Origin of the sequence: Lysobacter sp. 1R34A (genome assembly GCF_051217035.1) — a bacterium.
Classification (GTDB): domain Bacteria; phylum Pseudomonadota; class Gammaproteobacteria; order Xanthomonadales; family Xanthomonadaceae; genus Lysobacter.
Genome location: NZ_JBPKJP010000005.1, coordinates 67,564 through 80,873 on the forward strand (window position 1 = coordinate 67,564; position 13,310 = coordinate 80,873).

The following is a 13,310-nucleotide window of genomic DNA, read 5'->3' on the forward strand; positions in this document are numbered from 1 at the left end:
CGTGCGCTCAGACCTGGGCCTTGGCTTTGGCCTTGGCCAGGCGCAGCCAAGTGTCGACCACGGTGTCCGGGTTCAGCGACACCGATTCGATGCCCTGGTCCATCAGCCATTCGGCCAGGTCGGGGTGATCGCTCGGGCCCTGGCCGCAGATGCCGACGTACTTGCCCTTGGCGCGCGCGGCCGAGATCGCCATCGCCAGCAGCTTCTTGACCGCCGGGTCGCGTTCGTCGAACAGGTGGGCGACGATCGCCGAGTCGCGGTCCAGGCCGAGGCTGAGCTGGGTCAGGTCGTTGGAGCCGATCGAGAAGCCGTCGAAGATCTCGAGGAACTCGTCGGCCAGCAGGGCGTTCGAGGGCACCTCGCACATCATGATGATCTTTAACCCATTCTCGCCCTTGCGCAGGCCGTTCTTCTCGAGAACTTCGAGCACGCGGCGGCCCTCGTCGAGGGTGCGCACGAACGGGATCATGATCCAGCAATTGGTCAGGCCCATTTCCTCGCGCACCTTCAACACCGCCTGGCATTCCAGGGCGAAGGCATCGGAGAAGCTCGGGTCGACGTAACGGCTGGCGCCGCGGAAGCCGATCATCGGGTTCTCTTCGTGCGGCTCGTAGCGGGTGCCGCCGATCAGGTTGGCGTATTCGTTGGACTTGAAGTCCGACAGGCGCACGATCACCGGATGCGGCGCGAACGACGCGGTGATGGTGGCGATGCCTTCGGCCAGGCGGTCGACGTAGAACTGCACCGGATCGTTGCCGTAGCCGGCGATCTTGGCGTCGATCTTCTTCTTGGTGTCGGCGTCCTGCGAGGCGTATTCGAGCAGCGCCTTCGGATGGATGCCGATGTGGCTGGCGATGATCATCTCCAGGCGCGCCAGGCCGACGCCGGCGTTAGGCAGCATCGCGAAGTCGAACGCGCGCTCCGGGTTGGCGACGTTCATCATCACCTTCAGCGGCGCCGGCGGCATCTTGTCCAGGTCGGCGACATGGCGCTCGAACGGCAGGCTGCCGTCGTAGATGAAACCGGTGTCGCCTTCGGCGCAGCTGACCGTGACGACCTGGCCGTCCTTGATCGTCTCCAGGCCGTTGCTGGTGCCGACCACGGCCGGCACGCCGAGCTCGCGGGCGATGATCGCCGCGTGGCAGGTGCGGCCGCCGCGGTTGGTCACGATCGCCGCGGCGCGCTTCATCACCGGCTCCCAATCGGGGTCGGTCATGTCGGCGACGAGCACGTCGCCGGGCTGCACCCGGTTCATGTCGTCGAGGTTGCGCACCACGCGCGCCACGCCGCTGCCGATCTTCTGGCCGATCGCGCGGCCCTCGGTGATGACTTCGCCGCGCTTTTCGAGCTGGTAACGCTCGATCTGGGTGGCCTTGCCGCGCGACTTCACCGTTTCCGGGCGCGCCTGGACGATGAACAGCTTGCCGCTGACGCCGTCCTTCGCCCATTCCACGTCCATCGGGCGGCCGTAATGCTTTTCGATCACCAGCGCCTGCTTGGCGAGCTCGTGCACGTCGGCGTCGTTGATCGAGAACGTCGCGCGCAGTTCGGCCGGGGTGTTCTCGGTGCGCACGCGCTCGCCGGGCCGGTCGGAATAGACCATGCGCAGCTGCTTGGCGCCGACCGAGCGGCGCAGGATCGCCGGCTTGCCCTGCTGCAGGGTGGGCTTGTAGACGTAGAACTCGTCGGGGTTGACCGCGCCTTGCACGACCATCTCGCCCAGGCCGTAGCTGGAGGTGATGAAGACCACGTCGCGGAAGCCCGACTCGGTGTCGAGGGTGAACAGCACGCCGGAGGCGCCGACGTCGGAGCGCACCATCAGCTGCACACCGGCGGACAGGAACACGTCTTCGTGCTTGAAGCCGTGATGCACCCGGTAGGCGATGGCGCGGTCGTTGTAGAGGCTGGCGAACACTTCCTTGACCTTGCGGACCACGTCGTCTTCGCCGGTGACGTTCAGGAAGGTTTCCTGCTGGCCGGCGAAGGACGCGTCGGGGAGGTCTTCGGCGGTGGCCGAGGAGCGCACCGCGACCGCGACGTCGCCGCCGCCGTTCTCGCTGCACAGCTTGCGGTAGGCGCTGCGGATGTCCCGGTCGAGATCGTCCTGCAGGGGCGACTCGATGACCCAGCCGCGGATTTCGGCGCCGGCCGCGTTCAGCGCCGGCACGTCTTCCACGTCCAGGGTCGCCAGCTTGTCGAAGATGCGCTGGTGCAGATTGTTATGGGCGATGAAGGCCTTGAAGGCTTCCGAGGTGGTGGCGTAGCCGCCTGGCACCGATACGCCGAGGTTGGCGAGGTTGCCGATCATTTCGCCGAGCGAGGAGTTCTTGCCGCCTACGCGGGCGAGATCGTTGAGGCGTAACGCGTGCAGCCAGAGGATGTTCTCGTTCAAGACACACAATCTCCGAGGGGGGAGGACACGTCAGGGGCGCGGCCAAGCGGCTATGATCGCCCGGGCGTCGGGTGCATACAAGCTTGATCCGACGGGCTTTTTCGTATTGGCGCAGCGGAACGATGGGGTGGGCGATGGCAGGCACAAGACCGGTTTTCTACGTTTCCGACGGCACCGGCATCACCGCCGAGACCATCGGTCACAGTTTGCTGACCCAGTTCACCGAGACCCGGTTCGTCACCGATCGCATCGCCTTCGTGGACAGCGTCGAGCGCGCCCAGGACGCCGCGGCGCGGATCCGCGAGGCCGCCGTGGTCCACGGGGTGCGGCCGGTGGTGATCAATTCCTGCATGGACGGGGAGGTGGGCGCGGCCCTGGCCGAGAGCGGGGCGCTGATGCTGGACGTATTCGCGCCGTTCATCGAACCGCTGGAACGCGAGCTGCACGAGACCCGCCAGCGCCGGATCGGCCAGGCCCACGGCATCGCCGATTTCGAGACCTACCACCGCCGCATCAATGCGATGAATTTCGCCCTGACCCACGACGACGGGGCCAGCGTCGACTACGCCGAGGCCGACCTGATCCTGGTGGCGGTGTCGCGGGCCGGCAAGACCCCGACCTGCGTTTATCTGGCGCTGCATTACGGGGTGCGCGCGGCCAACTACCCGCTGACCGAGGAGGACCTCGAGCACGACCGCCTGCCGCCGCGCCTGCGGCCGTACCGCAACAAGCTGTTCGGCCTGACCATCGACCCGATCCGGCTGCAGCAGATCCGCCAGGAACGCCGGCCGAATTCGCGTTACGCCCAATTCGAGACCTGCAAGCGCGAGGTCGCCGCGGCCGAGATGATGTTCCGGGCCGAGCGCATTCCGACCCTGAGCACCACCCATACCTCGATCGAGGAAATCTCGAGCAAGGTGCTGACCACTCTGGGCATCCACCGCGAGATGTTCTGAACCGGCCTGCCGCGCCGCCGTGAGCGGCAGCGGATGCGCCCGGGCACGGACGGGCAGGGAAGCCCTGGATGCGTTGCGGAGCAGGAAAGCGAGCGGCGGCTCGCGGATAAGCGTATGAACCGGGGCGTAGCAGCGTGTGTCGCGACCGGGGCCGGGGCTTGAATTGCGCAGTCCGCTCCCCAGCGTTCCGCCTGTCCCGTTCGCCTTGGCGAAGAGCCTATAAATTAAGGCTTTTTCGCTATTTCGTCAATGCTGCCGCGGGCTGCGCAAGGCGTGTAGGATCGCGAACATGAGCACAGCCGCCTCCCGCTTCGCGCGCCTTCCCAAACTCAGCCGTTTCGGCTGGTTGATGGGCTTGTATGCGGAGAACCACGACCGCCTCTCGCGCCTGTTTTCTCCGGCCGAACTCGCGCGCGGCGTGTACCTGTCCGAGGTCGGCGACGGCCTCGACCTGCGCCTGGACGTGATCGAGCAACACCGTTACACCACCGAAATGCGCTTGACGTATGCGCTGCAGGACCCCTTGACCGGCGAGCCCGACCCTTCGGCGTACCTGCGGCTTTATCACGACGCGCACCAGGTCGAAGCCACCCATTGCTATGTCGGCCGGCGCTGGCAGGACGTCATCGGCATGTACCCGCCGCCGGCGGAGCTGATCGGCCACCGCATGCGCATGAATACTTTTTTAGGAAAGTGGCTCGAGTATCTAGCGGAACGGGGTCATGGCATGGCAACATTGCGCCCGGTCGAACACGACCCCGCGCAGCCCGATCCGATCGGCCCAGGCGACGCGGGACCGGGAAAAAATTTAGCGATGAATGCTTGACGACATCGCTGAACGCCCGCTAAGATGTTCGTCTTTCCAGCACGTGGGGCCATAGCTCAGCTGGGAGAGCGCTACAATGGCATTGTAGAGGTCGCCGGTTCGATCCCGGCTGGCTCCACCACTCTTCGGAACTGAAAGGGTTTCCGGACGAGTTAGCTGCAAGAACAACAAGTTTTGTCCCCATCGTCTAGAGGCCTAGGACATTACCCTTTCACGGTAGCGACCGGGGTTCGAATCCCCGTGGGGACGCCAAACAACACAGAAGGCCGCCGAAAGGCGGCCTTCTGTGTTTTCGTGCGTACGAAGAACGAAAAATCGCCGACATGCACGCGTTCGTGGCCGCGCTTTCATGGCCTGTCTTTGCCTGGCTCGATAAGCGAATGGGTAAGGCCTGCGATGCGCATCGACGTATCGACGTATCGACGTATCGTGCGCGCGGCGCGCACGTCGAGCCGCGATCGTCGACAAGGCAAGGGTCGCAAGCGCGCCGACGAGATCGCGCGACGGATGCATATGAGGGATGCGCGCGCCGCGGCGCGCGCATGGCCGATGCGGTCGTTGCGCCGCCGCGGGCACTCGCCCGAACAGTTTCGACCGGCCTTGCCGGCCTTAATCGGCCGCGACTTCGGCGTACATGCCGTTGTGCACGGTCTCGATGATGTCGTTATAGCTGCCGGTGGACCACGGCTGTCCCTTGCCCGGCGCGTACAACGTCATCGTGGCCGGAATCACCCGGCTGCCGGCTTGATCGAGCAGGCGATCGAACTCGGCCAGCCCTTCCAGCAATTTCTTGGTCTTGAGCTTGGCCGGATTGCCCTTCTTGGCCAGCACGTCCTGCATGCGCGCGCTCAGCGCCGGCACGGTGCATTCGAGCTCGACCTCGCTGATCCGTCCGTTCTTGACGTACTCGTTCGCCTGTTCGGTGTTCGACAGGCCGCGGCATTGCGCGCCGGCCGCGAGCTGATTGACCCGTTTGATCGCCGCGGCGAGGGCGGGCTTGGCCTTGGCTTTGTCGACCTTCGGCATGTCCGCCAGGATGCCGTCGGCGAAGCCTTCGTACTGCTGCTCCATTCCGGCCGTGTCGGCCAGGCCCTCGAGATCGAAGGCGTTTTCGTTGTTGGCGTACAGCGGCTTGGAATAGGCGTTGAGTTGCTTCGCCGCTTCGAGGTCCTGCCTCAGCGCGACGCGCGCGTAGAGCTCGGCGACCTGCTCGGGCTTCATGGTGATCTTGGGCGCGCGAGTCTTGGCTTTGGCGGCCTTGGACGGCTTGGCGGCGAAGGCCGGGTCGATGGCCGGCGCGAGCACGGCCGGAATCAACAGCGCGGCCAACAGCGCATTACGGAGCGGGTTGCGGGACATGGGCGTTCCTTTGCATGGGAAGAGGGTGGTCTGCCGGTTCAAGGCGACCGGATCGGCGACCGGCTGGGGGCGAGGCGGGCATGCGGGCCCGCCGAAGTCATAGGACGAACGACGGCACCCGTTCCAGTACGCCGCCTGCGTAATCGCGCTGGAACGGCAGGTCGGGGCGGTGGGCGTAGCCGATGTAGCAGTCGCACCGCGCGTTGGGGCAACGGCGGGCGCGCAGTTGCGCGGCGTAGCTGCCGTCGTAGAGGTTGCCGAGCGGTTCGGCGACGAAGTGGCAGCGCTTGACGTTGCCGTCGCCGTCGACCGAGACCACGCTCTCGCCGGTCAGGCAGGGCGCGCCCAGGCTCGGCGCGGGGTCGAGGTTGTAGCGGAAGTGCGGGTCGATGCGCTGCAGGCGCTCGATCTGCGCCTCGTCGTAATAACCCGGCGGACGCTCGTCGTAGGCGTTGAGCCACAGCGGCGTATGCGCCGGCAGTTCCGCGCGCAGCGCGTCGATTTCGTCCAGGTGCTCGTGCAGCGCGACCATGCCGACGCTGTGGCGTACGCCGCGGCGGTCGAGTTCGCGGCAACGGGCGAGGAAGGCCGCGCGGGCGACCTGGGTCGGGTGGTAGGTGCACCACAGCGCGAGCCTGCGGGTGTCGACCTCGTCGAGCCAGCGCATGCCGACGCACAGGTTGGTCTGGATCGCGACCCGGCGCACGTGCGGCAGATGGCTCAGGCGGGTCATCGCCTCGCGGTAGTGGCGGCGCACCAGGCCCTCGCCCCAGGGCGTGAACAGGATCGACAACTCCATGCGCTGCTGGGCCGCCCAGTCGACGAAGCGCGCCAGGTCCTCGGCGTCGCGGCGCAGGGCGGCGCGGCTGTCGTAGGTCTTCGCGAACGGGCAATAGGCGCACTCGTAGTTGCAACTGCTGAGCCGGCCGCGATAGAGCAGGGACAGGTGCATGCGCTCAGCCGAGGCGGTAGTCGTGCATGCGCTCGGCGATGCGCGCCGAGGTCAGCCAGGGGCCGATGGTGTCGGCGCGGGCGAGGCCGGCGTCGGTCAGGGCGAGCATGGCCTCGTCGCCGCGGGCGAGGCCGAGATCGAGCAGATCGCGCAACTGCGGCAGGTCGTCCAGGCAGTCGGCGCCGAACCGGCGGCGATAGTCGTCGCGGTCCAAGCCCGGACGGATCAGCAGGGACTGGATGACGTGGCGGCGCCGGCGCTCGTCGTCGTCGAGCTCGATGCCGTAGTCGGCATAGGCGAACGAGGCCGGGTCGCGGGTCAGGTAGTGGTCGAGTATTTCGGCGACGCTGCGCCGGGCCACGCCGTACTCGCTGGAGTAATGCAGGCGGCCGGTATAGGAGCGCGCGCCGCAGCCCACGCCGACCATGCCGTCGCTCTGGCAGCAATAGACCGGTGCGGCGATGTCGGGCGAATGCGGGGCGCGGAACATGCGCATCGACACCTGTTGGTAGCCGGCGGCGAGCAGATGGTCGCGGCCGGCCTCGTACAGCGCCAGGCGCGTGTCCACGGGCTCGGGCTGCAGGGCGAAACCGGGCTTGGCGCCGGCCTTGGCCTCGATCCGGCCCAGGCCGGTCAGCGGCCGTACGTACAGCGGATACAGATAGATTTCTTCGGGCCGGTGGCTCAGCGCGCTGTCGATCGAGGCGAGGAAACTCGCCACCGTCTGCCCGGCGATGCCGTAGATCAGATCGAGGTTGAGGATCGGGAAGGCCCGGCCGCGGATCGTCGCGATCGCGCGTTCGACCACTTCGCGCTGCTGCGGCCGCACCAGCGAACGCACCTCGGCGTCGCTGAAGCTCTGGATGCCCATGCTGACCCGGTCGATGCCGGCCTCGCGGCAGACCCGCAGCTTGTCGGCATCGACGGTTTCCGGCGACACCTCGATGCCGGCCGGCGTGGTTTTCAGATCGATCGAGGCATGCCGCTCGACCATCGCGAATACCCGGCGCAGTTGTTCGGCGTCGAGGTAGGTCGGGGTGCCGCCGCCGAGGGCGAAGCGCACGAAGCGATGATCGCCGAGGGCCTCGGCGGTGGCCTGCAACTGCCGCTCCATCTGCGCCAGGTAGGCGTCGACCTTGGCCGGCTCGGGCCGCGCCAGCGCGAACAGATTGCAGAAGCCGCAGCGGTAGGAACAAAACGGAATGTGCAGGTACAGGAACAGGGCGTCGCGACGTTCGCCGGCCCACAGCCGCGACAGCGGCCGCGCCGGCTCGATCGGCCGGTAGGCGGTCTTGTGCGGATAGGAATACGAATAGGCCTGGTACGGCGGCAGGCTGAGCAGGTCGGCGAGGCCGGGCGAAGCAAGGGGAGCGGTCATGGCGAGAGTATGAAATGCGCGTAGGGCACGGTCATCACCACCTCGTGGGCGAGGCGGTGGCCGTGGTAGCCGTCCTCGCCGTAGGCGGTGCCGTGGTCGGAGCAGGCGATGACGAAGGCGCGCCCGCGTTCGCGCAAGGCAGCGAACAACGGGGCCAGCGCGGCATCGACGTAGCGCAGCGCGGCGCAATGGCTGTCGTAGCCGTCGCGTTCGGCGCCGGGGAGGTAGTGGCGATTGGGTTGGTGCAGGGCGGAGACGTTGATGAAGACGAAGCAGCGGGTATCGCGCAGATCCTCGCTGCGCAGGCGCGCGCAGGCCAGGGCGACCTGCCGCTCGGTGGAGTCGATCGCGGCGACGCCGAAGCCCGGTTCCCAATGGCTCTCGTCGAACAGGCCCGGCAACTGCGAACCCAGCCGATTGCGCTTGTTGAAGAAGCCGACCCCGCCGATGCAGATGGTGCGATAGCCGGCGTCGTGCAGGCCGGAGACGATGTCGGCGCGGTCGCGGAACACATAGGTGCCCGCCGCGGTGGTTTCGCTGCCTTCGAAGTCGAGCGCGAACAGGCGCGGATGCGGGCCGGGCGCGGCCGGCGTGGGCAGGAAGCCGGCGAAGAACGCCGCGTGCGCGGCATAGGTGAAGCTGCCCGGCGTGTGCCGGCGCTCCCAGCCGCCCGGCGGCAGGTGCGGCCCGAGCACCGGCAATTCGCCGCGTGCGAAACAGGCCTGGGCGGCGTCGTAGCGCAAGGTATCGAGGGTGATCAGGACCAAGTCGTGATCGCCGACGATGGCGTGCATGTCGGGCAGGGCGTCAGGCATGGGCGGGCAGTCGATCCGGAGCGCTGCGGGCCGGCGGCGACGGCGCCAGCGCGGCCTGGTCCTGGTAAGTATCGCGGCCTCGCCACAGCAGGTTCGGCAGCAGGTCGCCGAAAGCGTTGGCTTCGAGCAGCCAACTGCGGCGCTCGCGCAGGATCAGGTCGAAGCCGATCATGCGGCTGCGCGGGAACGCGCCGGCGGCGCGCGCGGTCGCGGCTTCGAGCGCCTGCATCGCGACGCAGTCGAACCAGGCTTCCGTCGCGCCGCGGCGGTTGCCCAGGTGCAGGTTGGTCAGCGGCCCGCGGCTGATCCGGGCGACGCGCTGCCGCGCCTGTCCGTCGAGCGCGACCACGCGCAGATCGTAATGGCCGCCGTGCGCATCGGGTGCGCGCGGCTTGGCGATCCAGCGCTCGGCATAGGCGCCTTGCAGGGCGAGCAGGTCGACGAGCCGGGCGATGTCGCGGCCGTCGGTGTAACGGCGCGGGCGCAACGAATTGAATATGCGCACACGTCCGCCGCTGTCGGCCAGTTCGGCCGAGCCGTAGGCGAGCTCGCGGCCGGCGCGGTTGCGCCGATACGCCAGCACGCCGGCGCCCGAGGAGCCGTAGCGCGCCTTGACGAAGACCTGGTCGCAGCCGGCGTCGTGCAGGCGTTCGCGCAGGTGCTCATAGCCTTCGACCGGGCCGAGCAACGGCGGCACCTCGACCCCGGCGCCGATGCAGCGCTGCTGGCAGACCAGCTTGTCGCTCATGCAGGCGATGTCGTCGGGCGGGTTGAGGTAAGCCGCATCGGCCGGCAGCGCGCGCAGCAGATCGGCAAAGCCGGCGTACCAGTAGTGCTGGTGGGCGAGCTCGCCGTGCTCGAGCGCGTGCGGCGCCGGGCCCGTCGCGCCGTGCCGTTGCCAGCCGCGTTCGATCAGGGCGGCGTGCAGGGCCGGCGCTTCGCCGGGCGACTCGAGCTTGACCAGGGCGCCGCGATGGCCGGCGATCGCCTCGGCGGCGCGTTCCGGCTCGCTCAGCAGGGCCTGGTAGTCGACCACCTCGGCCGCGGCCAGGCCGCGCTCTCGCAAGGCCTGCTGCAGTCCCTGGACCCGGCGGCTGGCGCGCGGACCGAACAGCAGCCAGGAGGCGGCGGGCACGGCTTACTCGGCGACTGCGACGTAGCGTTCGCCGTCGTCCTCGTCTTCGTGCTCGTCGAGGACCACCTCGCAGGACAGGCTGGCGAGCTTGGCCTGCCACTCCGGCGAGATGTAGTGATGGCTCAGGTTGATCCGCTCGATGCCGCCGAGATGGGGGCTTTCGAACAGTGCCTGCGCGCCGATGTCGCCGATGGTGCCCAGCGACAGGTCGAGGGTCTGCAGACCGCCGAGCCACGGTTGCGCGGCCAGCCATACGGCGAGTTCGTCGCTGATGCTGGCGTTGCGCAGGCCCAGGTAACGCAGGCGCTCGGGCTGGATCGCGGTGAACAGGCGCTGGTAGGTCGCCAGGTCGCCGTCGTAGCCGTAGTTGTCGTCGCCGAGCCACAGTTCGAGGTGGCGCAGGGCCGGCAGCCTGGAGCCTGCGAGAGCGTCGACGATCTTCGAGGGCAGGCCGCCGCATTCGATCGCCAGCTCCTGCAGGTGCTCGTGTTCGAAGGCTTGCAGCTCCAGGCCGCTGGAGCCGCGGATGCGCAGCGATTCCAGCGCCGGATAGGCGGCGAGCAGGGCGTTGTACGAGGTCTGGATGATCCAGGAGATCTCGCAGTCTTCGTAGGTCATGTCGCCGACGAACAGGCCCTTGAGCGCGGGCAGTTCGGCGCGGCGTTCGATCAGCAGGTCGAGATAGCCCGACGGGCCTTCGTCGTGGGCTTCGCTCCAGGGACCGATGACCAGGGCTTCGAGCGCGCCCGGATCGACCTGCGACAGCAGGCTGCCGAGCAGGTCGCCCTGGCTTTCGGCGCTGTCGTAATCCTGGTGGAGGCGGTAGACGACGTCGCCGCCGGCGGGCGTGTCGCCCATGCTGAAATTCACGATGCGCTTGCCGCGGTAGATCTGCGAATACTCGCCAATGGCCACGAGTGGCTCCTTGCCTGAATGTGCCGCAAGCATACCCAAGCCCGGGCCGACCGCGTAGCCGCACGCAGTTTGCGTATCGCGGCCGATCGAAGTGTCGAGCCGTTCGCGTCAACACGGCGAACATGCAGCGCGCGGCAACAGGCCGTTGCTATGATCGGGGCAAATCATGGAGGCGGCGATGGCGAATTTCGGTTTCGGCTCGACTCATCCCGGCGATTTCGGCGCCGGGCCCGACCTGGATGCGTTGGCGCGACAGTACTGGAGCGCATGGGGGCAGATGATGCGCGGCACCGGCGCGCAGCCTGCACAGCCGTCGGTACCGGGTTGGAACGAGGCGGTGAACTGGTGGTCGCAGTTGGCCAAGGGCGCGAGCCCGCAGGCCGACGAAACCCTGGACCGTTTCAACAGCCAGGCGCGCGGCTGGTTCGGCGAAATCCAGAAACTGGCGGCGCAGTTCGCCGGCAGCGACGCCTCGGCCGGCGACATCGCCGGCGCCTGGAAGCGCGCCCTCGGCGGCGATGCCGCCAACCCTTTCGCCGACGTGTTCGGAGCGATGCGCGGCCCGGGCCAGCAGGACTTGTCGCGCTGGGTCGAGCAGATCGCGCCTTACCTGGAGCGCCTGCAGGGCCAGGGCCAATCGATCTTCGGCCTGCCGGCGTTCGGTTTCGCCCGCGAGCACCAGGAGCGCCTGCAGGCGCTGGCGCAGGCGCACATGGACTACCAGAAGCAGAGTCAGGCCTATAACGCGCTGATGGCCGAAGCCGGCCAGGACGCATTCGCGCGCTTCGAGGACAAGCTGGCCGAACGCAGCGAGCCGGGCCGCCAGATCAGCAGCGCGCGCGCCTTGTTCGACCTGTGGATCGATGCCGCCGAAGAGGCCTATGCGCAGATCGCCTTGTCGCCGCGCTTCCGCGACGCCTATGCGGCGCTGGTGAATTCGCAGATGCGTCTGCGCGCCGGCGTGCAGAAAGAGATCGAGCAGGCCAGCGGCACGTTCGGCATCCCGACCCGGACCGAGATCGATGCCGCGCATCGCAAGATCGTCCAGCTCGAACGCGAACTGCGCAGGCTGCGCGACGAGGTGCAGCAATCGCGCTCCTCGGGCGCGAACGAGGCGCCGCGTCGTCCGGCGGACGCGCCGCGCGCGCAGGCGCAACCGGCCGCCGAGCCCGCGGCCAAGAAATCTGCGGCAAAATCCGCCAAGCCGGCGCCGAAGAAGATCGTCAAGCCGCGCGCGGCCCAGGCCGCCGCGGCCGCCGCCAGCAAGTCGGCCGCCGTCGCTGCGGGCAAGCCCAATCCGGCGAAGAAGACAGCAATCGCCCGCCCGCAGCCGCCGGCGCGGCCCGACTCCGCCGCGGTGAAGCCGGCCCAGCCCAACAAGAAGGCGCGCTGACATGACCGCACCGATCAATTTCAGCGCCGAATCCCTGGCCCAGGAAGCGATGCAGGCGCAGAACAAATTACGCGCCGGCCTGGAGTCTTTGCACCAGGTCGGCGACATCGACTACGGCGCGACCGCGCGCGAGGAAGTCTGGCGCGACGGCAAGGTGGCGCTGTACCGTTTCCGCGGCGACAAGGCGCCGACCGCGAAGGTGCCGCTGCTGATCGCCTACGCCCTGGTCAACCGCCCTTACATGGTCGACCTGCAGGCCGACAAGTCGATCGTGCGCGGCTTGCTCGAACGCGGCGAAGACGTCTACATCCTCGATTGGGGTTATCCGGACCGTTCCGACCGCTATCTAGAACTCGAGGACTACATCCAGCGTTTCCTCGGCGGCGCGGTCGACCACCTGCGCCGCGAGTACCGCATGGACGCGATCAACCTGCTCGGCATCTGCCAGGGCGGCGCGTTCTCGCTGTGCTACTCGGCCCTGAACCCGAACAAGGTCCGCAACCTGATCACCATGGTGACGCCGGTGGATTTCCACACCGACGACAACATGCTGTCGAACTGGACCCGCGGCCTGGACATCGACCAGTTCGTCGACACCCTCGGCAACGTCCCGGCCGACGTGATGAACTGGTGCTACCTCACCTTGAAGCCGTGGCGCTTGTTCGTGCAGAAATACGTCGGCCTGATCGACATCCTCGACGACAAGCGCGCGCTCGAGGATTTCCTGCGCATGGAGAAATGGATCTTCGACTCGCCCGACCAGGCCGGCGAAGCCTTTCGCCAGTTCATCAAGCAGTTCTATCAGGGCAACGGCTTCGTCAACGGCGGCATCGACATCGGCGGCCGCGCGGTCGACCTGGCTTACATCGGCATGCCGGTGCTGAACATCTTCGCCGAACAAGACCATCTGGTGCCACCGGCCGCGTCGCGCGCGCTGGCCAAGCTGGTCGGCACCGAGGACTACTCGGAACTGTCGTTCCGTGGCGGCCACATCGGCATCTACGTGTCCGGCCGCGCCCAGCGCGAAGTGCCGCAGGCGATCCACGACTGGCTGGCGCAGCGCTCGCGCTGAAGCGGGTCAAAACGACGGCGGCGCCGCAGCCGCTGAGCGCGCCTCGCCACGCACGCGAACCGCTTCCTCTTCCGCTTGCGGGAGAGGGCCGGGGGAGGGCAAGAGCAACCACGCACC

11 protein-coding genes and 2 tRNA genes are annotated in these 13,310 nt (G+C 67.8%); 6 read left to right on the top strand and 7 right to left on the bottom strand.

Annotation, left to right across the window (positions count from 1 at the left end):
- Window positions 1-7: 7 nt before the first annotated feature.
- A complete protein-coding gene (gene ppsA, locus ACSAMQ_RS03335) occupies window positions 8-2,392 on the bottom strand; it encodes a phosphoenolpyruvate synthase (protein WP_435394277.1) in 2,385 nt (794 codons plus the stop codon).
- A gap of 134 nt (window positions 2,393-2,526) precedes the next feature.
- On the opposite strand from ppsA, the gene ppsR reads away from it, so the two are divergent.
- The 4 genes from ppsR (at window position 2,527) to ACSAMQ_RS03355 (ending at window position 4,426) form a co-directional block, all read left to right on the top strand.
- On the top strand, window positions 2,527-3,348 hold the full coding sequence (ppsR, locus tag ACSAMQ_RS03340; protein ID WP_435394278.1) for a posphoenolpyruvate synthetase regulatory kinase/phosphorylase PpsR: 822 nt from the start codon (window positions 2,527-2,529) through the stop codon (window positions 3,346-3,348).
- Window positions 3,349-3,637: 289 nt separating this feature from the next.
- Window positions 3,638-4,174 carry a DUF1249 domain-containing protein gene (locus ACSAMQ_RS03345; protein ID WP_435394279.1) on the top strand — a complete coding sequence of 179 codons (537 nt, stop codon included), beginning with the start codon at window positions 3,638-3,640 and terminating at the stop codon, window positions 4,172-4,174.
- A gap of 45 nt (window positions 4,175-4,219) precedes the next feature.
- Window positions 4,220-4,295: transfer RNA gene (locus ACSAMQ_RS03350), tRNA-Ala, on the top strand.
- Between the two features lie 55 nt (window positions 4,296-4,350).
- A tRNA-Glu gene (locus ACSAMQ_RS03355) sits at window positions 4,351-4,426 on the top strand.
- Window positions 4,427-4,783: 357 nt separating this feature from the next.
- Here ACSAMQ_RS03355 and ACSAMQ_RS03360 read toward each other — a convergent pair.
- The 6 genes from ACSAMQ_RS03360 to ACSAMQ_RS03385 form a co-directional block, all read right to left on the bottom strand.
- Window positions 4,784-5,533, bottom strand: coding sequence for a hypothetical protein (locus ACSAMQ_RS03360; protein ID WP_435394280.1), 750 nt, complete (start codon window positions 5,531-5,533; stop codon window positions 4,784-4,786).
- A gap of 97 nt (window positions 5,534-5,630) precedes the next feature.
- Window positions 5,631-6,485: an STM4011 family radical SAM protein gene (locus ACSAMQ_RS03365; RefSeq protein WP_435394281.1), complete on the bottom strand. Its 855-nt coding sequence runs from the start codon at window positions 6,483-6,485 to the stop codon at window positions 5,631-5,633.
- A 4-nt stretch (window positions 6,486-6,489) separates the two neighbouring features.
- Complete coding sequence (locus ACSAMQ_RS03370; RefSeq protein ID WP_435394282.1) at window positions 6,490-7,863, bottom strand: STM4012 family radical SAM protein; 1,374 nt, start codon at window positions 7,861-7,863, stop codon at window positions 6,490-6,492.
- Window positions 7,860-8,678: an STM4013/SEN3800 family hydrolase gene (locus ACSAMQ_RS03375; protein ID WP_435394283.1), complete on the bottom strand. Its 819-nt coding sequence runs from the start codon at window positions 8,676-8,678 to the stop codon at window positions 7,860-7,862. Before ACSAMQ_RS03375 ends, ACSAMQ_RS03370 begins: the two co-directional genes overlap by 4 nt.
- Window positions 8,671-9,792: an STM4014 family protein gene (locus ACSAMQ_RS03380; RefSeq protein ID WP_435394312.1), complete on the bottom strand. Its 1,122-nt coding sequence runs from the start codon at window positions 9,790-9,792 to the stop codon at window positions 8,671-8,673. The genes ACSAMQ_RS03375 and ACSAMQ_RS03380 overlap by 8 nt, the downstream gene beginning before the upstream one ends.
- Before the next feature lie 24 nt (window positions 9,793-9,816).
- Complete coding sequence (locus ACSAMQ_RS03385) at window positions 9,817-10,728, bottom strand: STM4015 family protein (RefSeq protein ID WP_435394284.1); 912 nt, start codon at window positions 10,726-10,728, stop codon at window positions 9,817-9,819.
- 178 nt (window positions 10,729-10,906) lie between these two features.
- Between ACSAMQ_RS03385 and phaE the strand changes: the two genes are divergently transcribed.
- Window positions 10,907-12,121: a class III poly(R)-hydroxyalkanoic acid synthase subunit PhaE gene (gene phaE, locus ACSAMQ_RS03390; RefSeq protein ID WP_435394285.1), complete on the top strand. Its 1,215-nt coding sequence runs from the start codon at window positions 10,907-10,909 to the stop codon at window positions 12,119-12,121.
- Window position 12,122: 1 nt separating this feature from the next.
- On the top strand, window positions 12,123-13,193 hold the full coding sequence (locus tag ACSAMQ_RS03395; RefSeq protein ID WP_435394286.1) for a class III poly(R)-hydroxyalkanoic acid synthase subunit PhaC: 1,071 nt from the start codon (window positions 12,123-12,125) through the stop codon (window positions 13,191-13,193).
- The last annotated feature ends 117 nt before the right edge of the window (window positions 13,194-13,310 follow it).

Coding starts and splice junctions, on each gene's coding strand:
- ACSAMQ_RS03395 (WP_435394286.1), top strand. CDS start 12,123: ATGACCGCACCGATCAATTTCAGCGCCGAATCCCTGGCCCAGGAAGCG.
- ACSAMQ_RS03365 (WP_435394281.1), bottom strand. CDS start 6,485: ATGCACCTGTCCCTGCTCTATCGCGGCCGGCTCAGCAGTTGCAACTAC.
- ACSAMQ_RS03360 (WP_435394280.1), bottom strand. CDS start 5,533: ATGTCCCGCAACCCGCTCCGTAATGCGCTGTTGGCCGCGCTGTTGATT.
- ACSAMQ_RS03370 (WP_435394282.1), bottom strand. CDS start 7,863: ATGACCGCTCCCCTTGCTTCGCCCGGCCTCGCCGACCTGCTCAGCCTG.
- ACSAMQ_RS03375 (WP_435394283.1), bottom strand. CDS start 8,678: ATGCCTGACGCCCTGCCCGACATGCACGCCATCGTCGGCGATCACGAC.
- phaE (WP_435394285.1), top strand. CDS start 10,907: ATGGCGAATTTCGGTTTCGGCTCGACTCATCCCGGCGATTTCGGCGCC.
- ppsR (WP_435394278.1), top strand. CDS start 2,527: ATGGCAGGCACAAGACCGGTTTTCTACGTTTCCGACGGCACCGGCATC.
- ACSAMQ_RS03345 (WP_435394279.1), top strand. CDS start 3,638: ATGAGCACAGCCGCCTCCCGCTTCGCGCGCCTTCCCAAACTCAGCCGT.